This is a genomic window from Hassallia byssoidea VB512170, from assembly GCF_000817785.2.
In the GTDB taxonomy this organism is placed as follows: Bacteria; Cyanobacteriota; Cyanobacteriia; order Cyanobacteriales; family Nostocaceae; genus Hassallia; species Hassallia carrinoi.
The window spans coordinates 148,607-167,282 of record NZ_JTCM02000001.1 but is presented as its reverse complement, the minus strand read 5'-3'; the positions used below and the strand labels follow the sequence as shown (position 1 = coordinate 167,282).

Below are 18,676 nucleotides of genomic sequence, written 5' to 3'. Positions count from 1 at the left end.
ATGTTAGTCTGCTATTTGTTTGTTGTATTTGCTTGTGCGAGAATGTGGATAATTCCAGTCCGAGTAGCTTGAAGCATTTGCTTTTCTACTTCTGCGCGTCTTTGCAACGCTGTTTCCAGTTCCTCTCTAATTCCTCGGAATGTATCAGCCGCATTTTCTGCACTTGTTTCAAAAGCACTTTGTTGAGATGTCATTCCTTGAATACTTTGCTCGATAGCTCGATTAATATCGTGAGCGGTTTGTTCTAAAACACCTTTTGTATCTGTTTGAAATTGATTCAAAGTTTGTTTGAGATTGTTAGCGAAGTCTTGGAGGCTAACTAAAGTCTCTTTTTGAAAGTTTTGAATTGTGACGATAGAACTTGCCAAATCTTTGTGGAGAGTTAGCACAGCTTCGGAAGCTTGCTGAGTTAATTCTGCACTTTTATCTAAGCGATCGCCTATCGGTTCAAATACCTCAATTCGCAAGTTTTTAATAAGTTCTTCTAAAACTCTTTGTCCCTGGTTCTCTTCAAGTTCTCTGAGTTTTTGTTGCTCTTGTAATATTCCTCGCAGTGCTGGTAAAATAACTGACTGCATCTGCTGTCCTACTGCTTCTCCAATAGCTTCAGCACTTAAGTTTATCTGTGTAAACTTGTCTGCTACAAGGCTAAGAACTTGTGCTACTTCATAGTTAGCGTTGTCTGTTGTTTCTATGGCGATCGCTTTCAATTTATGTCTTAAATCATCACGTCGTTTCTGACGTAGCGAATCACATATAAACAAAATTATCGTGAACAAGCTACCAGAACCAAGTCCCATTAAGGAAGTCGAGAAAGCTGTTTTCATTCCCACCAATAATTCCTTACTAGAACTCATTAGCTGCTGGGAACTTGTTGTATCTAAATTGATTCCTTGTAACCCCTGTTGAATACCATAAAATGTTCCCAAAACACCGATTGCAGTACACAAGGTAGTCACGAAGCGCAGGGAACTACGAGGTATTGGACGCGCTAAAACAACTGGATACTTTGTAAGTATGAATTTGCCATTTTTAATTTGTAGATGTTCTTCTTTCCAGTGATGAAGCTTGAAATTATCCTGTTTTTGAATTTTTTTCGGATTTTTCAAACTCTGAATTGCAACTGCTGTTTCTCCGCATTCTGAATACCAATACTGCCATAATGTGTAAAGCTCAACAATAGTTGCCACAAATAATACAATGGCAGTTGCCCAATGAAAAGGCTCGTTCTGCCAAATTATGTCCCAAATTTGTGCTAAATTCACGCAACACCCCTTGTGATTAAAGCTTTCAACAAACTTATTTTTCCCACAAATAAGGCTGATCTAACTTTGGCGATAAAATAGCAAATTTTGACGCGGTGAGTGCGATCGCTTCTCAATACTCAAGTATAAATAAATGCTCCTAAACGTAGTAATTCATATCTTGCACCAACGTGTTAATACTGCTTAAGGTAGTTATAATAAAAACATTTTTTCGAGACTGAGCGCACTAATAAACAAGGATTTGCAGCCTGCGTAGGCAGGCTTTGTTTGTATAGCCTCACCCTTCTAGGGTGTAGGTGCAAGATGTGAGGTAAGCGGATAGAGCCGCTTAAAATAGAAGCAATGAGCGGTAAACCGCTCACTACGAATTAAGAGTATATTTTACTTAAAAGTCTAACGTTTAGAAGAGCGTAAAAGTTACTGTAGAGATGTTTCATGAAACGTCTCTACATTATTTCTGCTAACTTTGACAGCAGACTATTTGCTAAATTCAATAACTCGATATCATCTATTTCACGAGCATCATAATTATTTTCGCTGCCAGCTAAGAGATTTATGACAGCATATAACTTGTCATTTTCTTCGCTCAGGCTAAGACATTCTTCTAAGTTGACTGCAATATCAAACAAAGAACGTTCTCCTAATATCTGCCTCACCCTCACTGCTACATCATCATTACTTACCAAAAATTCTTTAATCGTGTCTAAAGTTGATTCTTCTCCCCACCTTTCCAACCAATCTCCATGCACATCTTCAACATAAAGATGGACAAAATCAATTCCATAATTTAGCCAATCCTGCTGCATGTTTCGTGCTGTAGCTAAAGCTTCCGAAAATCTATCCACTTGTTGGTTGCCGTTACTTTGTCGTTGGTTAGGCATAAATTATGCTATGAGTTGATTATTATGTGTGTTTAAAAAACGTTAATATTTAACTTTTGACAATCTTAAAAATATTTTAAATACTTTCCGCCAGAAAGATAAGCGCTGTTAAATAGCGCCACGTTAACTAATTGGTTGATAAAATTAGCTTCTGCCGGATTGTAACTAAAAAACAGTCCTCTCTCTATTTCCCACAATACAAGTGTATTTTTCCAATATTGATACTTGTGCTGATTCAATTCTTCTGAGACGCTGGTAACTTGAATACAAAGTGGTTTCTGTTGACTGTTGCTGATAATTAAATCTGTTGCCATAGAAAGGTCGGCAATATAACGCTGCCAAAAACTTCCCTCTCGACGGACAATATCTTTAGCTATTAATTTAATGATATCATTATCGGCTCGATTAAACTCCCCCGTCATTAATTTTTGTCGCCAAATACAAAACTTTGGGTCTGTTTCATTTAGCCATTTGGGAAAAAGATACTGATACCAATATCTTTCAGTAGGTGTCATTTGGTCAAACTTTGCTTGTTGTTCTTCTTCAGTAGGTAAAGATTGAATCACCAACCAAACAGTAGAATCTGCTATCACTTCTAAGAGAAAAGCAAGGACAAATGGTTTCGCAGTCAGCGAACCAACTTTTATATCTTTTACCCAACGATTAATTTCATCTAATCTTCTCGCTAAATTGGGGTCTAGCGAGGAGGCTTGCTCAATGAGAAATTTTAGCTTCTCCTTAATCTCTTTTGCTTGCAAACGATGCCCTAATTTCAGTAACAAAAGCTCTATTATAAATTTATACTGATTTGTTGCCAAAAAGATTTCCGTTTAAAAAAAATATATTTTAATGTTGTTCATTGTGAGGTTGCGCTTTATTTACCCTCAGGCTGGAAGCCTGGGGCTATACGAACAAAGCCCACCTGCGTGGGCGATCTTAGACGCATCTTCATATAGTTTTGTAGGGTGTGTTATGCCGTAGGCTAACGCACCCTACCAGATTTTCGGTGCGTTAGGACTAAAGTCCATAACGCACCCTACCAGATTCAAGCTGCGTGGGTTAATTAGACGCATCTTCATATAGAAACGGTATTAGTACAGTATTTCATTAATTTGATCGCTTTGTTAAATTTGGCAATACCCTGCAATGCCAATGCATCTCGATGCAATCTTAATGCATCCCGATGCAATCTTAATGCATCCCGATGCAATGTTAATGCATCGCCATGCAATCTTAATGCATCCCGATGCAATCTTAATGCATCCCGATGCAATCTTAATGCATCCCGATGCAATGCCAATGCATCGCCATGCAATGCCAATGCATCCCGATGCAATGCCAATGCATCCCCTTGCATTTAAAAACGCTGCGCTTTTACGCAAAACTTTACTTAGTTATGGCGGATGTAAACTGACTAACCTGGCAATTTGGGCGCATTTTCTGGTAAAATTACGACAGGATGAGCCTCAGAACCTCGACAATCAGCCTTAATATCATTATTTATCGTAAAAGCTAGTAAAAATCTCTGTACCCCACCCCTTAATCCCCTCCCCGCAAGCGGGGAGGGGAGACAAAGCTTTGCTTTGGCGGGGTGGGGTTCTGCGGGTTTAGCAAGTAATCAAGCGGACATGATATCAATCGGGCTTGGATATGAACTTTCAACTATGAGCCTTATAAAGTCATAAAATGCGCGGTTTACCAAGTTTGAATTTGGCATTTCGCGTAGCGGCTACCCCCATAAAAACTCCAGAAGCCTTCCCCACCAGGAATTGCTAGTCTTTTCCTCAGTCGAGGAATTTGTGACATTTTCATGACTAGCACTTATCTCAGCCCGTAAATCTGCCAAATTTTCACGGACAGTAACCGTATTTGGATGATTAAACCCCAAAACCCGCTCACGCAGTGCTAAAGCTTGGATATACAGCGGTTCGGCTTCACTGTAGCGTCCTTGGTCAGAGTAGAGTAGTGCCAAGTTGTTCAAGCTCATGGCTACATGGGGATGTTCTTCTCCCAGCAGGCGTTTAAAAAGTGCTAAAGCTTGGATATACAGCGGTTCGGCTTCACTGTAGCGTCCTTGGGAATTGTAGAGTCCTGCCAAGTTGTTCAAGCTCATGGCAACATCGGGATGTTCTTCTCCCAGCAGGCGTTTTCGCAGTGCTAAAGCTTGGATATACAGCGGTTCGGCTTCACTGTAGCGTCCTTGGGAATTGTAGAGTCCTGCCAAGTTGTTCAAGCTGATGGCTACATCGGGATGTTCTTCTCCCAGCAGGCGTTTTCGCAGTGCTAAAGCTTGGATATACAGGGGTTCGGCTTCACTGTAGCGTCCTTGGAAATTGTAGAGTAGTGCTAAGTTGTTCAAGCTGGTGGCAACATGGGGATGTTCTTCTCCCAGCAGGCGTTTTCGCAGTGCTAAAGCTTGGATATACAGCGGTTCGGCATCACTGTAGCGTCCTTGGTCAGAGTAGAGTAGTGCCAAGTTGTTCAAGCTGGTAGCGACATCGGGATGTTCTTCTCCCAGCAGGCGTTTATTAAGTTCTAAAGCTTGGATTAACAGCGGTTCGGCATCACTGTAGCGTCCTTGGTCAGAGTAGAGTAGTGCCAAGTTGTTCAAGCTCATGGCTACATCGGGATGTTCTTCTCCCAGACTGGCTTTGACTACTTCTACACACTGCTTGTACCAAGGTTCGGCGATCGCATACAAACCCTGTCCTTCATAGAATCTGCCCAAACCGAGGAAAACCGAACCTAAATCTTCATCACTCACCGCATCAATGAGATTTTGTGCCACTTCTGTTAAATGGGGTATGGCATCTTGCACTGACTTGATGTCCTCAAGAGTGGGTGTTTCGGGTATTTCCTGGGCGATTTCTATAAATACAGCCGCAAAATTTCTTCGTAAGTCATCTGTGTTTTCTAATGCTGCTAACTTTGCCTTGAGAAATTCCCGAATTAAAGGATGTATTTTGTAGCAAGCTTGTTTCTCTTGCAGCCTTTCAATTAAATAACGCTTGTAAAGTTGCTTTTTGGCTTCGTTAATGTCTGACTCTGTACAATTAAGCAAATCAGTTGCAGATTCTACCCATTTCCAAGAAATAACATCTGGGGCAAATAAACTCAAATACGCTGCCACACGCTGGGTTATCGGGTTGAGTTGTTGCCAGCTTAATTCAAATGCGGCTTTCACCCCTCGCGTTGAGAAGTTTATTGCTTCGTCTTCCAGTCGCTGCGCTTGCAGCCTTTGTAACATCTCTGCTAGAGATAAATCTGGATTTTCGAGTAAATACCGCCGTACTAATTGCAACCCCAAGGGCAGATATCCCAACCATTCGCACAATTTTTCGGCATCAACCGATTTTTCACCATTTAATGTCAGCAATTCCAAAGCTTTATCTGGTGGTAGTACATTCAGAGGTATTTCCTGCACATTGTCGAGGTTTCGCAAGCGGGTTGTCAGCAATACGCGGAAGCGGTTAGTTGTTGGTAGTAGCGTTTGACAACTTTGCCAATTTTCATCAGTCACATCATCTAATACTACCAACACCAGCTTTTCTGCTGGTTGCCAGTTTTGCCAATACCAGGCTACCTGTTCCTGGAGAGTCAGCGGTCTTTCCCCCTGTTTTTGGGGTACTTCCTGCATGTGTAACTGGACAATCTCTATTATCTCCGCTGCCAGATTCGATTTTTTCGCATTTAACCAGCAAATACCCCCAGGATAATCTTGTTGATATTGTAGAGCGTATTGCGTTGCCAGTTCGGTTTTGCCGATTCCACCCATACCCGCTATTGCCGAAATTGCCACAGTACCAGGTTGCTGCAATTTTTCATGCAGCGTGGTGAGTTCCTGCTGTCGTCCAACAAAGTTAGCGACGCCTCGATTAGGAATATATTTTATAGGATTTGGTGGAGGAGTTCGTTGGGATTGCCCAAGATGGAAATTTGGGTTATGGATGCTGACACTTCCGCCCTTAATATTTAGACCTTGCCAATTTTCGTTGTTAGTCATGAGTGTGTATGAATTAGCCTCACGCAAAGGCGCAAAGGCGCAAAGAGTAAGAGTTTCAGATGTTGAATATTTCAATTTCATATCCGCGCTTCAGCAACGCCAGGATAGGTATTTATTTGCTGCGAAAGTCGAAATTAGGTTTATTAATGGTGGTATCTCCGCCTTTAATGTTTATCCCTTGCCAATTTTCGTTAATGATTCCTGGGCGTTGTGCCTGCACCATCTGTGTTAAATCTTGAATAGCCTTCTCCAGTTGAGGATTTGTCTTTGCGGCTTGGTTTACATCATTTCCCAAAGCTTCCACTGCCGCTTTTATCTCTGGATCTGCTTGCGCTGCTTTCTCTATCTCTAAAACAGCGACACCAATATCTTCTCGCCCTGCTGGTAAAGCTGCTAAAGTCGCTACGGTATCAGGCGATTTTGCTTGCAGCTTTTGTTTGGCATAATCAAGCCCTGCATCAAAAGCCTTTTCTATACCCCAATCAGCAAATTTGCCGCCTATATATAGTCCTAGGGCGATCGCACCGGCGGTTAACGGTTCCATAAGCTACTTTCGTAAAGCGCAATTACACAGCATACTACCAGCTTGACTGCGCTAATTTCGGAAAATATATTAAGTTTACAGCAGATTTCAACGGGCGTGAGGTAGAGAAGAACCCCTCCCCAACCCTCCCCGCTTGCGGGGAGGGTGCGCTTTCTTCGTGGGTGGGGTGTACCTCCTGCAACTTGCAATACGCTTTATATTCAACGAGAGCGATCGCCTATTTCTCACAACTGAAAATCTGGCAGTTGGCAAATGGCTTTGAGAACTTGCAATAATTCAATTGCATCTGGAGATTCATTCAAATTCAGTAATGGCATTAACTGATAAGTTGGTGGTGTACTTTGTCTAAGATAAACATATTGATAACGCAGTCCATTCGTTATCAATCCCCATACAGATTCTTGCTGTTCTAAACTTTTATAAGCGTAGGTTAGCAGTTGTGGTAAACCCTGAAGCACGTCAGCTAAACTATTTTTCGTCTCAATTACTAAAATCCAAAAAGGCGGCATAGTAATTGCCTGAGCGTTGTTGATTGCTAAAATATCCATGCGTCCTTTAATATTTGTATTTTCATCTTCGATGGAAATAGCAATTACATCCTCCATCGTCAAGCGAATCAGCACATCATAAAATCCAGCCAATCGCATTAATGGGGCAAGAGTTAAAAATTTAACTAATCCTTCCGAAACTTTTCCCGCTGCTAGGTAACGTTCAAAGTCGTTGCTAATCCGCAATAAATCTTGCTGTTCAAACTCAGTCAGAGGTTGTAAAGTTAAGTAGTCTGTTGAGCCAATTGGCTGTTCTTCCAGGTTCAGCAAGCGATGAACGTCGTTTAAAGATAGGTTACTCGCTTCTACGGTGAGTGTCATAGGTGCTGATAGGTTGATTTATACTAATCTCATATTCTCGCAATTTACATCCGCATTAGCTATCTAGCCAATGCATACTAACCCTCTTCTATGACTCTGGGAAGAGAATAATTTCATGAAACCCCGACGATTAAAATCGCGGCTACACAAACAAAGTCCGCCTGCGCGGACTAATCTAAAAATAGGGTTTCAAATTTAATCTGGCGAGATTAATAAATGATCGCTAAGTACAGCATTTGATTAATTTGTAGCAAATTAAACTTAGCAACACCCTGCAATGCCATTGTGACTCGATACAATGCCATTGTGACTCGATACAATGCCATTGTGACTCGATACAATGCCATTGTGACTCGATACAATGCCATTGTGACTCGATGCAATGCCATTGTGACTCGATACAATGCCATTGTGACTCGATGCAATGCCATTGTGACTCGATGCAATGCCATTTTTCCCTTATCTTTACGAAAATCAAAACACTTTTAGCAAATCTGCGTACAGAATAGTTTGCAGTAACAATATTAATTAGCGATCGCATTATGTCTCAACCCACGATAGAATCAATCCTCCAAGAAAAGCGTTTATTCCACCCACCAACTGAGTTTTCCCAAAATGCCCAAATCAAAAGTTTAGAAGACTATCAGCGTCTCTACGACAAAGCTAAAGCTGACCCGCAAGCATTTTGGGCAGAATTGGCTGAAAATGAGTTGCACTGGTTTGAAAAATGGGACACGGTGCTAGATTGGCAACCGCCTTTTGCGAAGTGGTTTGTCGGCGGTAAGATTAATATTTCTTACAATTGTCTTGACAGACACCTCACCACTTGGCGCAAAAATAAAGCTGCACTGATTTGGGAAGGAGAACCAGGAGACTCACGCACTCTCACTTACGCGCAATTGCATCGAGAAGTTTGCCAGTTTGCCAATGTTCTCAAGCAGTTGGGAGTACAAAAAGGCGATCGCGTTGGTATTTACATGCCAATGATACCCGAAGCGGCGATCGCAATGCTAGCTTGTGCGAGAATTGGCGCACCTCACAGCGTCGTTTTTGGTGGTTTCAGTGCGGAAGCTTTACGCGATCGCCTGATCGATGCCCAAGCTAAACTAGTAATCACTGCTGATGGTGGTTTCAGAAAAGATGCGATCGTTCCTCTCAAAGAACAAGTTGACAAAGCTTTGGCTGATGGTGCTGCCCCCAGTGTAGAAAACGTCATCGTTGTCAAGCGTACCGGACAAGATATTTATATGCAGTTAGGGGGACGCGATCGCTGGTGGCACGATTTGCAAAAAGATGCCTCAGCCGATTGTCCTGCCGAACCGATGGACAGCGAAGATATGCTGTTTGTCCTTTACACATCTGGTAGTACTGGCAAACCAAAAGGCGTTGTGCATACAACGGGTGGTTATAACTTATACACTCACATCACCACGAAATGGATTTTCGACTTGCAAGATACTGATGTATATTGGTGTACGGCTGATGTCGGTTGGATTACGGGACACAGTTACATTCTCTACGGTCCCCTTTCCAACGGTGCAACCAGCGTCATGTATGAAGGTGCGCCGCGTGCTTCAAATCCAGGCTGTTTTTGGGATGTAATTGAAAAATACGGTGTAAATATTTTTTATACTGCGCCTACGGCAATTCGTGCTTTTATCAAAATGGGCGAACAACATCCCAAAGCGCGAAATTTGTCTTCGCTGCGTTTGCTGGGAACTGTTGGCGAACCGATTAACCCGGAAGCTTGGATGTGGTATCATAAGATAATAGGCGGGGAACGCTGTCCAATTGTGGATACCTGGTGGCAAACGGAAACAGGCGGTATTATGATTACGCCGTTGCCAGGAGCAATTCCCACTAAACCCGGTTCCGCAACTTGTCCTTTCCCCGGAATTCTTGCGGATGTTGTAGATTTAGAAGGCAATTCTGTACCGAATAACGAAGGCGGTTATTTGGCGGTGCGTCATCCTTGGCCCGGTATGATGCGGACTGTATACGGCGATCCAGAACGCTTCCGCCGCACTTATTGGGAACACATCCCCCCCAAAGATGGCAATTATATCTACTTTGCTGGCGATGGTGCGCGGCAGGATGAAGATGGGTATTTCTGGGTAATGGGACGAGTAGATGATGTGCTGAATGTTTCAGGGCATCGTTTGGGGACGATGGAGGTTGAATCGGCGTTGGTGTCTCATCCGGCGGTGGCTGAAGCTGCGGTGGTGGGTAAACCGGATGAATTGAAGGGTGAGGAAGTTGTTGCTTTTGTGACTTTGGAAGGCAGTTTTCAGGCGAGTGAGGAATTGAGTAAGGAGTTGAAAAAGCACGTTGCTCAGGAAATTGGCGCGATCGCTCGTCCGGGAGAAATTCGCTTTACTGATGCTTTGCCGAAGACGCGATCGGGTAAGATTATGCGGCGATTGCTGCGAAATCTAGCTGCGGGGGAAGAGGTATCGGGGGATACTTCGACTTTAGAAGATCGCAGTGTGTTGGATAAGCTGCGGGGAGAAGGTTAAGAAAGTCTCACGCCAAGTCGCAGAGACGCAAAGAATTAAAAGAGCGTCTTTGCGTCTTGGCGTGAGAATGCAAATTCATATTTTTAAGGGAGAGCGTTTTCAAGTAAGTTAAGTTATGAAGCATTGACAGTTAAAGAGTGGAAGTCCAACCAAGAGAGATTAGGAACTACCAAACAGCAGACCGAAGAAGTCCTTTTGCAGAATGGCTTGATTGTTTAAGAGATATGAGAGCCAGAGTTAAAATAGAAAAGAGGCTTGAACGAGTCAGGTCAGGTAACTTGGGAGATTATCGCTCAGTAGGTGAAGGAGTTTTTGAACTGAGAATTGACTATGGTCCTGGCTACCGCGTTTATTTTGGGCAAATAGGATCAACGATAATAGTTATACTCTCTGGTGGAGATAAAAGTATGCAAGAGCAAGACATTCTTACAGCTAGGGAATATTGGAGAGATTATGAAAGAAGTGAAAGCACCAACAAGTAGCAGTTACCACGATTATTTAATTTCTTCTCTTAAAGATCCTGAACATGCTGCTGCATATATTGGGGTTATGTTGGAATTAGAAGAAGAAGGTCGTGAACCTGAACTATTGCGATCGGCGTTGAAAAATGTGGTTGATGCGCGTTTGCTGTCAGATAATCTCTCAGAAGAAGCTAAACTGCATTATGAACAGCTTGATAAGATGCTGTCAGAATCTGGTGGAAGTGAAATTTACACTTTGATTGAGTTTTTGGATGCTCTTGGATATCGGATTGCCTTAGTACCGAAAGATTGATGCGGTGGTAAGAATGCGATCGCTCATAACTCACATTCCACGAATTATCACATAGTCATATAGCAATATAATTGTATTTTATTTAACTTAAATCTTTAAAATTATAAATATTTTTCTGGAGAAATATAGTTTTAACTAGAAATAGCAACTATGACACTACTTTAGTGTAGCGATCGCATAAAATCCGATTCGTTGGAACACTTTTATTATTTATGAGGTCGGTAATCAAGTAATAATTTTCTTTGATTACCGCGTTCCCAATTACGTGTATATCAAGTGATTCACCTAACAACTGAATATTTTCACAAAGCTATTTACGGATGAATTGAAAAGTGGTATGGATACATACACGGACTTCTTCCTTCAAAGTTATCAGAATTACCGCTTTTGTTTCCATCAAAAAATAGGTGCGAGCCTGTTGAAGTAATTAACTTATCATTCAATTCAATGAAATTACGTATAATTGCTTTAGGTTGGCGGCGTTCGATTCAATGTTTGTTGCCAGTCTTGTTTTTAGTATCATTTATAACGGTATCTCAAATAAATAGCCTTCAGGCGATGTCTGACGACAAGCCGCTCCGCGTCTACGCTCAACAACCCCGGCAGGAAATTAGGGGAGTTTGGCTGACTAGTAATGATTTTGACATCCTGAAAAATCGTTTGAAAGTGCAGGATGCAATGAGTCAATTAAGGCGGCTCAACTTCAATACAATCTATCCTGTAGTATGGAATTCTGGCTATACATCGTATCCCAGCGCCGTAGCCAAAAAAATCGGTATCCCCTCCTTTGATCGAGGTTCCCAAGGACAAGATATTCTAGCAGATGTAATTACTCAAGCTCATCGTCAAGGGTTACTCGCGATTCCTTGGTTTGAGTTTGGTTTCATGGCTCCCCCAACTTCAGAATTAGCATTAAATCGTCCTAATTGGCTCACGCAAAAGCGGGATGGTAGCGAAACTTCGATTAGTGTCGCCGGTGAAGTTGTCTGGCTCAATCCCTTTCTTCCAGAAGTGCAACAATTTATCACCAACCTGGTGTTAGAAATTGTCACTCAGTATGATGTCGATGGAATTCAATTTGACGATCACATGAGTTTGCCCAACCAATTTGGCTACGATAAATATACAGTAGCGTTGTATACTCAAGAAACTAAAAATAATCCGCCAACGAATTTTGAAGATGAAGCATGGGTGCGCTGGCGGGCAGATAAAATCACAACCTTCATGATACAACTTAATGAAGCTGTAAAAGCCAGAAAACCGAATGCGATTTTCTCGGTTTCGCCCAATTATTACGATTTTGCATATAAGTTACATCTGCAAGATTGGCTCGGTTGGGTAAGGTTGAATATTGTAGACGAACTAATTATGCAAGTTTATCGTCAGGATTTGTCAAGTTTTATCGCAAAAATTACCCGTCCGGAAATTCAGGAAACACAACAGATGATTCCCACCGGAATTGGTATTATGGCAGGGTTGAGAAATCGCCCAGTTGCGATCGCACAAATTCAATCGCAAGTGCGAGCAGCTCAACAACGTCGTTTGGGCGTAACTTTCTTTTACTACGAAAGCCTTTGGGATTCAGCTCCAGAACCGGTTAGCGATCGCCAATCTGCATTTCAAGCTTTGTTTCCCTCTCCCGCACCCCGCACCAAGTAATTGATAATTGGTAATTGGTAATTGGTAATTGGTAATAGAGAATTGGGAATTGGGAATTGGTAATAGAGAATTGGGAATTGGTAATAGATTTGGCTTTATTCCCATTACCCATTCCCTATTCCCCATTCCCCCATTCCCCCATTACCCATTACCCATTCCCCAGCATTAAAATAAAATTTAGATACAATCATGGTTGTCGCCTATGACTTCCCTATCAACATTCACCTTGCCTGACCATACCCAATTACCAGACTCAGATGGTAAATTTGTGAAAAACCTTCAAGAGCATCCCCAAAGTATCTTAATAACAGATTCTATCAAACCTGTTTTAGAGCAACTTCATCCGGATGGTCAATATTGTATTGGACAAGATTCAGGTATCTACTGGCGGTTGACAGATCCGCCAGAAAAAGGTGCTTTATCACCAGACTGGTTTTATGTACCCAATGTCCCGCCGACTTTAGAAGGTAAAATGCGGCGTTCTTACGTGCTGTGGAAGGAGTACGTTGCACCGTTGATTGTGATTGAATTTGTATCGGGGGATGGTAGCGAAGAACGCGATAAAACGCCACCTTCACAGGGAGAGGTTGGTAAGTTTTGGGTTTACGAACAAGCGATTCGCGTACCTTATTATGCAATATACGAAGTATTAAAAGAACAAGTTGAAGTTTATCATCTCATTGATAATACTTATCAAATTCTCCAACCCAATGAACGGGGACATTATCCCATTAAGCCAATGGGGGTAGAGTTGGGAATTTGGCAAGGATGGTATCAAAATGCAGAGTTACCTTGGTTGCGGTGGTGGGATGCACAGGGGAATTTATTGTTAACAGGAGAGGAACGCGCCGAAGTTGAGCGACACAAGCGCGAGAGAATTGTTGAGAAGTTGCGTACCCTTTCCCCAGAACAACTCAACGCTTTGGGAATTGACGCGCAAATGTTGGATTAGTTGGTTGTTGGTGAACCACTGCGTTGGGCGGCTCTGCCGACTTGAAGCAAGTGGTGAACCCGAAGGGTGGGAGCGTTGGAGCGTTGTTATATCATGTCCAACAAATCACATATATTGTAGAGACGTTCCGGCAAAAGTCTCTACGAGGGTTGCAATGTTTTGATTAACAGCTTGACAAAAGTTACATTTTACAGTCATAGAACCATAGATAAATCTCGCACCACTACCAAGAATTTTTTGATGATTTGACTCTTACGTTCTTTATACTTAAACGGTAAGCTACTTTCATAGATATAGATTATTTTTGATGCCTCAAATAATAATCATAGATATAAGTATATTTAATTAGTCTTATCGTGTCAGGATGGAACGGATGGCTCAACTTATTACTCTAACTGCTTGGTTAATACCGTGCTATGCATTAGTTGGCATGGTTTTGTCGGCGCTCTGGTTTCCGTCGATTACCCGTCGCACAGGACCCAGACCTGCAGGATATTTCAACTTAATCGTGACTTTAATCGCTTTTGTCCACAGTGTTTTGGCATTTTATTATCTGTGGAATTTACCTGCTCAATATGAGTTTATCTCTTGGTTGCAAGTTGCAGGGTTAAATTTAACAATTCCGTTAGAAATCTCATCTCTCAGCCTGGGAGCTTGCATTTTGGTAACAGGGCTGAACTTGCTCGCACAACTTTATGCGATCGGTTATCTAGAGATGGATTGGGGTTGGGCACGCTTTTATGTTCTTCTGGCAATGTTTGAAGCGGGGATGTGTAGCTTAGTTTTGTGCAATTCCCTGTTCTTCAGCTACATTGTGCTGGAAATCTTGACTTTAGGAACTTACCTGCTGATTGGTTTCTGGTTCAATCAGTCTTTGGTGGTTACGGGAGCGCGAGATGCATTCCTCACCAAGCGCGTAGGTGACTTATTTTTGCTGATGGGTGTGTTGGCTCTTTATCCCTTAGCTGGTACTTGGGATTTTCGAGAGTTAGCACAGTGGGCAGAAACGGCTGAAGTTAATCCAACGGTGGCAGCGCTGGTAAGTTTGGCGCTGATTGCAGGACCGATGGGTAAATGCGCTCAGTTTCCGTTGCATCTGTGGTTAGATGAGGCGATGGAAGGTCCCATTCCCAGTACAATATTGCGGAATTCGGTAGTGGTAGCGACTGGAGCCTGGGTGCTGGTGAAACTAGAGCCGGTGCTGGAACTTTCTCCGTGGGCAATGACAATGACGATCGCTATCGGCGCAATTACTGCTGTTGGTGGAATATTGATTGCGATCGCTCAAATTGATATTAAACGTACTCTCTCATATCTCGTCAGCGCTTACATGGGTCTTGTCTTCATTGCTGTTGGTAGTCAGCAAATCGAAGCGGCTCTGTTGATTGTACTAGCTCATGCTGTAGCAATGGCAACTTTGGTAGCAAGTTGCGGCTCAATTATTCTCAACTGCATAACTCAGGATCTAACTCAATTAGGCGGGCTTTGGAAGCGTCGTCCAGTTACCGGACTTTCCTTTATTGCTGGTATGTTGGGGCTAATTGCAATGCCTCCCCTTGGTGGATTCTGGGCAATGTTGAAATTAGCAGATGGACTGTGGAATACTCAGCCTTTATTAGTAGGGCTGCTTGTGCTAATTAACACTTTGACTGCCTTTAGCTTGGTTCGCGTATTCGGTCTGATTTTTGCGAATAAGCCGACGCAAATGACCGAGCGATCGCCTGAACCTATGTGGGCTGTAATCCTACCCATGACAGCATTAGCAGGCTTTACGCTTCATATCCCGATGATTCTCCAAAGTTTGTCTCTTCTCCCCGAATGGGCAACATTGAATCAAGATGTCGCATTGCTGCTTACTTGGTCTAGCATCTTTGGTTTAAGTCTTGGTGGTATTATATACTTCACAAACTTCATCCAAAAACCGATTCGCTTGCCCTGGAAAGGTTTGCAGGATTTGTTCGCCTACGATTTTTATACACCAAACTTATATCGCTCCAGTGTTGTGGGTGGTGTAGATATATTTTCGCGCATCGTTGATTGGGGCGATCGCTATCTCGTCGATGGATTGGTGAATCTTGTCGGACTTGCTTCGATATTCGGTGGTGAAGTCCTCAAATATGGCAACTCAGGCAAAACTCAAACTTATGCCTTGACTATCGCCATCTGCATCAGTGCGATCGCTGTTCTTGTCATCCTCTCATTTGTACCTGACTTAAAGCAAATTCTCCAGACTTTAATATCACAATAGATTTCTCGCAAAATCTTCCCCCCCTCCCCTATGCTAAGTACATTAATTTGGATACCAATACTCGGTGCAGCCATTATCGGATGTTTGCCCAAAAACGTTTCCTCCCGGCAAATTCGCTTGAGCGCATTGTTAATTACTGGAGCAATGCTATTGTGGACATTCTGGGTAATGGCTCAGTTTGATATTAATCAGCCAGGATTCCAACTTACAGAATACCTACCTTGGATTGAAACCTTAGGATTAAATTACCAACTCGGAGTAGATGGTATTTCCTTGGTAATGGTTGCCTTGAATAGCTTGATTACTTGGATTGCTATTTACAGCAGCCACGAAGATACTCAGCGTCCGCGATTATTTTACTCGATGATTCTGCTGATTGCTGGTGGCGTTGCGGGTGCATTTGTTGCCCAAAACTTACTGCTGTTCTTTTTGTTCTACGAACTGGAGTTAGTCCCCTTCTATTTATTAATATCGATTTGGGGTGGTGACAAGCGCAGTTATGCAGCAACAAAGTTTTTGCTCTACACCGCTCTTTCCGGAATCTTGATTTTAGCAGCATTCTTGGGTTTAGTTTGGTTAACTCATGCTACCAGCTTTGCGTATGAATCCTTGATGGGACAAATGTTACCCTTGGGATTGCAAATTATCCTGCTAAGTCTACTACTGGTAGGATTTGGCATCAAAATTCCCCTCGTGCCATTGCATACTTGGCTACCCGATACATATGTTGCAGCTTCCGCACCTGTAGCGATGTTGTTAGGAGGTGTGTTAGCGAAACTTGGTACTTACGGTATTTTCCGGTTTGGCTTGGGACTTTTCCCTGAAGCTTGGGCAACATTGGCACCTTGGTTAGCAATTTGGGCAACTGTCAGTGTACTTTATGGAGCAGCAGCGGCGATCGCTCAAAAAGACATCAAGCGGATGGTAGCATATAGTTCAATCGGTCACATGGGCTACGTTTTGTTAGGTGGTGCAGCGCACACATCATTAAGTTTAGTTGGTGCTGTTTCCCAAATGGTCGCCCACGGCTTAATTCTGGCAATTTTGTTTAACTTGGTGGGTGTAATTGAAGAGAAAATCGGCACCCGCGATTTAAACGTCTTGAATGGACTGCTAAACCCGATTCGCGGATTACCAAGCATCAGCGCGTTATTAATTCTTAGCGGAATGGCGAGTGCGGGAATTCCGGGTATGGCTGGATTTATCGCCGAGTTTCTCGTATTTCAAGGCAGTTATGCAGAGTTTCCCATCCCAACTTTGTTATGTGTAGTGGGAACCGGTTTAACAGCAGTATACTTTGTGATATTGCTCAATCGGACTTGTTTCGGAAAATTGGATAATGCGATCGCCAATTTCCCCAAAGTGAAAGCTAGCGAAAGAATACCCGCCCTCATTTTAGCAATTTTGATTTTCATCCTCGGAGTACAACCCACTTGGCTTGTCCGCTGGAGCGAACAGACAGTCACAACAATGGTATCAGCAATTCCCACCGTAACTAACATCGCCCATAACTTAGAGCGGCAACACTTCAAAGGCTAAAAAATTACTTCTTACGTATTTCGTAGTAAGCACTTTAGTGCTTCCAAAAGCCCTAGAGCCGCTTACTACAACCCATAATAATCAATTTGGCAGACCCCTAACCCCTCCCATGACCCAAACTTCAATTCAATCTCCAACCAAACTTCCCCCCTCTCAACATCAATTTCCCGAAGTAATTCACCGCTTAGAAGCAGGTGGCGCCATGCTTCCAGATACACCGGAAAACTTGATGCAAATCATCGGCATCTATAAAGCGTATGCGGTGCCGATGGACTTTTACTGGCGCGACTTACTTTATATTGCCGAACGAGTTTTTCTCGATCCTGTGCCCTTCTTCAAATACTTTCTACCCAAAGAATATTTAGAACTACACAATCATTACGCAGGTGATGACGCTGATATTCGCATTTGGCGCGGAGAAGCAACCGCGCATCCTGAATTGTTGGAGTTTATGGAAAAGGGTGAAGTAAATAAAAAGCTGCCCAAACTATTACATCACCTTTGGCACGATCGCATCAATATGGAATTTGCCGAAGCTTGTATGCAAGCGATGCTTTGGCATCGGGGTATGGGTGGACTGTTTGACCCTTACTTAGATACCGACGAGTATAAAGCAAATGCCGATCGTGCAATTAAAGCTTACTTCAAAAGCAATCCGGTAATGTTGGGACTGTATAAAATGTTTCCGGATATGTTTATTGAGCAAGTGCGGCAACTATCTTACTACTCTAACCTCGGCTTATTTTGGGAAGTGATGGCGCCGGTATTCTTTGAGATGTCAGACCTTTACGATGAAGGTAAAATAACAAGTGTACCGGAAGCGATGAATTTTTTGGTAAATGGAATTTTTGCGATCGCCGGACGCCCAATTTATCATCATGTATATATTCACGGTGAGTGCTACGAAATTATCCCTAAATCCAAAGGTTTTACCTGGTTGTATGAAGCGGCTCTCCCTTACGTAGAAGCAGTATTTTATCGGACTGCACCTTTTAGAGGTACTAAATCTTATAACGCTCAAGCAAAGCAAGTACCTGAAGACCAAAAAGATTTCCACTTCGGCATTCTTTATGCAGATGTCTTCCCAGTCGGGACAGCGGGTATTCCACCGACACTGTTGATGCAAGATATGCTACATTTCTTGCCTGACTACTTGGTGGACTACTATCAACAATACTGTCGCGGTGAAGATGACACGCTGATTCAACTGGGAATTAGCTTTCAGCGTTCGATGTATTGCGTCACATCAGCAGTAATTCAAGCATTACGACAAGCATTACTTTATCCGTTAGATGACCCCAACCCAGAACATCTGATGGCAAATCGCCGATTTTTTGAGTCTCAGTTAGACCGTTTCCAGCGTCCAGAAGCGAGATTGCGCGATGTTCAGCGCCAAGATTATCGGTAAAATTACGGAGGTGAAATC

The 18,676-nt window shown here is 42.8% G+C and carries 17 protein-coding genes; 10 read left to right on the top strand and 7 right to left on the bottom strand.

Annotation, left to right across the window (positions count from 1 at the left end; genetic code table 11):
- Positions 1-11: 11 nt before the first annotated feature.
- The 3 genes from PI95_RS00825 to PI95_RS00815 all read right to left on the bottom strand — a co-directional run bounded on the left by PI95_RS00825 (position 12) and on the right by PI95_RS00815 (position 2,904).
- Entirely contained in the window at positions 12-1,265 is a 1,254-nt protein-coding gene (locus PI95_RS00825; protein ID WP_052325777.1) for a hypothetical protein, read from the bottom strand.
- Between the two features lie 446 nt (positions 1,266-1,711).
- The gene (locus PI95_RS00820; protein WP_039752977.1) at positions 1,712-2,146 is read right to left on the bottom strand and encodes a hypothetical protein; all 435 of its coding nucleotides are present in this window, start codon (positions 2,144-2,146) and stop codon (positions 1,712-1,714) included.
- Between the two features lie 65 nt (positions 2,147-2,211).
- Positions 2,212-2,904 (bottom strand): hypothetical protein, encoded by a 693-nt coding sequence (locus PI95_RS00815; RefSeq protein ID WP_201280246.1) that lies wholly within the window; start codon positions 2,902-2,904, stop codon positions 2,212-2,214.
- A gap of 388 nt (positions 2,905-3,292) precedes the next feature.
- On the opposite strand from PI95_RS00815, the gene PI95_RS00810 reads away from it, so the two are divergent.
- Positions 3,293-3,637, top strand: a complete 345-nt coding sequence (locus PI95_RS00810; RefSeq protein ID WP_039752978.1) for a hypothetical protein — start codon at positions 3,293-3,295, stop codon at positions 3,635-3,637.
- A gap of 238 nt (positions 3,638-3,875) precedes the next feature.
- On the opposite strand, the gene PI95_RS00805 is transcribed toward PI95_RS00810, so the two are convergent.
- From PI95_RS00805 to PI95_RS00790, 4 genes are all read right to left on the bottom strand, one after another.
- The gene (locus PI95_RS00805; protein ID WP_163518477.1) at positions 3,876-6,149 is read right to left on the bottom strand and encodes a tetratricopeptide repeat protein; all 2,274 of its coding nucleotides are present in this window, start codon (positions 6,147-6,149) and stop codon (positions 3,876-3,878) included.
- A 112-nt stretch (positions 6,150-6,261) separates the two neighbouring features.
- Positions 6,262-6,693: a hypothetical protein gene (locus PI95_RS00800; protein ID WP_052325778.1), complete on the bottom strand. Its 432-nt coding sequence runs from the start codon at positions 6,691-6,693 to the stop codon at positions 6,262-6,264.
- Positions 6,694-6,917: 224 nt separating this feature from the next.
- Positions 6,918-7,562, bottom strand: coding sequence for a hypothetical protein (locus PI95_RS00795; RefSeq protein WP_039752979.1), 645 nt, complete (start codon positions 7,560-7,562; stop codon positions 6,918-6,920).
- A gap of 209 nt (positions 7,563-7,771) precedes the next feature.
- Positions 7,772-8,014, bottom strand: a complete 243-nt coding sequence (locus tag PI95_RS00790; protein WP_163518476.1) for a hypothetical protein — start codon at positions 8,012-8,014, stop codon at positions 7,772-7,774.
- Positions 8,015-8,104: 90 nt separating this feature from the next.
- Between PI95_RS00790 and acs the strand changes: the two genes are divergently transcribed.
- The 9 genes from acs (at position 8,105) to PI95_RS00745 (ending at position 18,658) form a co-directional block, all read left to right on the top strand.
- Entirely contained in the window at positions 8,105-10,078 is a 1,974-nt protein-coding gene (gene acs / locus PI95_RS00785; protein WP_039752981.1) for an acetate--CoA ligase, read from the top strand.
- Between the two features lie 137 nt (positions 10,079-10,215).
- A complete protein-coding gene (locus PI95_RS00780; RefSeq protein WP_039752982.1) occupies positions 10,216-10,560 on the top strand; it encodes a type II toxin-antitoxin system RelE/ParE family toxin in 345 nt (114 codons plus the stop codon).
- Positions 10,532-10,852 (top strand): helix-turn-helix domain-containing transcriptional regulator, encoded by a 321-nt coding sequence (locus PI95_RS00775; RefSeq protein WP_039752984.1) that lies wholly within the window; start codon positions 10,532-10,534, stop codon positions 10,850-10,852. Before PI95_RS00780 ends, PI95_RS00775 begins: the two co-directional genes overlap by 29 nt.
- A gap of 447 nt (positions 10,853-11,299) precedes the next feature.
- Positions 11,300-12,511: a glycoside hydrolase family 10-like protein gene (locus tag PI95_RS00770; protein WP_039752985.1), complete on the top strand. Its 1,212-nt coding sequence runs from the start codon at positions 11,300-11,302 to the stop codon at positions 12,509-12,511.
- 28 nt (positions 12,512-12,539) lie between these two features.
- Positions 12,540-12,680: a hypothetical protein gene (locus PI95_RS00765; RefSeq protein ID WP_163518474.1), complete on the top strand. Its 141-nt coding sequence runs from the start codon at positions 12,540-12,542 to the stop codon at positions 12,678-12,680.
- A 33-nt stretch (positions 12,681-12,713) separates the two neighbouring features.
- Positions 12,714-13,463 (top strand): Uma2 family endonuclease, encoded by a 750-nt coding sequence (locus PI95_RS00760; RefSeq protein WP_039752987.1) that lies wholly within the window; start codon positions 12,714-12,716, stop codon positions 13,461-13,463.
- Positions 13,464-13,836: 373 nt separating this feature from the next.
- A complete protein-coding gene (locus PI95_RS00755; protein ID WP_039754054.1) occupies positions 13,837-15,711 on the top strand; it encodes an NAD(P)H-quinone oxidoreductase subunit F in 1,875 nt (624 codons plus the stop codon).
- A 30-nt stretch (positions 15,712-15,741) separates the two neighbouring features.
- Complete coding sequence (locus PI95_RS00750) at positions 15,742-17,250, top strand: NADH-quinone oxidoreductase subunit M (protein ID WP_039752988.1); 1,509 nt, start codon at positions 15,742-15,744, stop codon at positions 17,248-17,250.
- 109 nt (positions 17,251-17,359) lie between these two features.
- Positions 17,360-18,658, top strand: a complete 1,299-nt coding sequence (locus tag PI95_RS00745; protein ID WP_039752989.1) for a CO2 hydration protein — start codon at positions 17,360-17,362, stop codon at positions 18,656-18,658.
- Positions 18,659-18,676: the final 18 nt, after the last annotated feature.

Coding starts and splice junctions, on each gene's coding strand:
- PI95_RS00820 (WP_039752977.1), bottom strand. CDS start 2,146: ATGCCTAACCAACGACAAAGTAACGGCAACCAACAAGTGGATAGATTT.
- PI95_RS00810 (WP_039752978.1), top strand. CDS start 3,293: ATGCCAATGCATCTCGATGCAATCTTAATGCATCCCGATGCAATCTTA.
- PI95_RS00805 (WP_163518477.1), bottom strand. CDS start 6,149: ATGACTAACAACGAAAATTGGCAAGGTCTAAATATTAAGGGCGGAAGT.
- PI95_RS00800 (WP_052325778.1), bottom strand. CDS start 6,693: ATGGAACCGTTAACCGCCGGTGCGATCGCCCTAGGACTATATATAGGC.
- PI95_RS00795 (WP_039752979.1), bottom strand. CDS start 7,562: ATGACACTCACCGTAGAAGCGAGTAACCTATCTTTAAACGACGTTCAT.
- PI95_RS00790 (WP_163518476.1), bottom strand. CDS start 8,014: ATGGCATTGCATCGAGTCACAATGGCATTGCATCGAGTCACAATGGCA.
- acs (WP_039752981.1), top strand. CDS start 8,105: ATGTCTCAACCCACGATAGAATCAATCCTCCAAGAAAAGCGTTTATTC.
- PI95_RS00775 (WP_039752984.1), top strand. CDS start 10,532: ATGAAAGAAGTGAAAGCACCAACAAGTAGCAGTTACCACGATTATTTA.
- PI95_RS00770 (WP_039752985.1), top strand. CDS start 11,300: ATGAAATTACGTATAATTGCTTTAGGTTGGCGGCGTTCGATTCAATGT.
- PI95_RS00760 (WP_039752987.1), top strand. CDS start 12,714: ATGACTTCCCTATCAACATTCACCTTGCCTGACCATACCCAATTACCA.
- PI95_RS00755 (WP_039754054.1), top strand. CDS start 13,837: ATGGCTCAACTTATTACTCTAACTGCTTGGTTAATACCGTGCTATGCA.
- PI95_RS00750 (WP_039752988.1), top strand. CDS start 15,742: ATGCTAAGTACATTAATTTGGATACCAATACTCGGTGCAGCCATTATC.
- PI95_RS00745 (WP_039752989.1), top strand. CDS start 17,360: ATGACCCAAACTTCAATTCAATCTCCAACCAAACTTCCCCCCTCTCAA.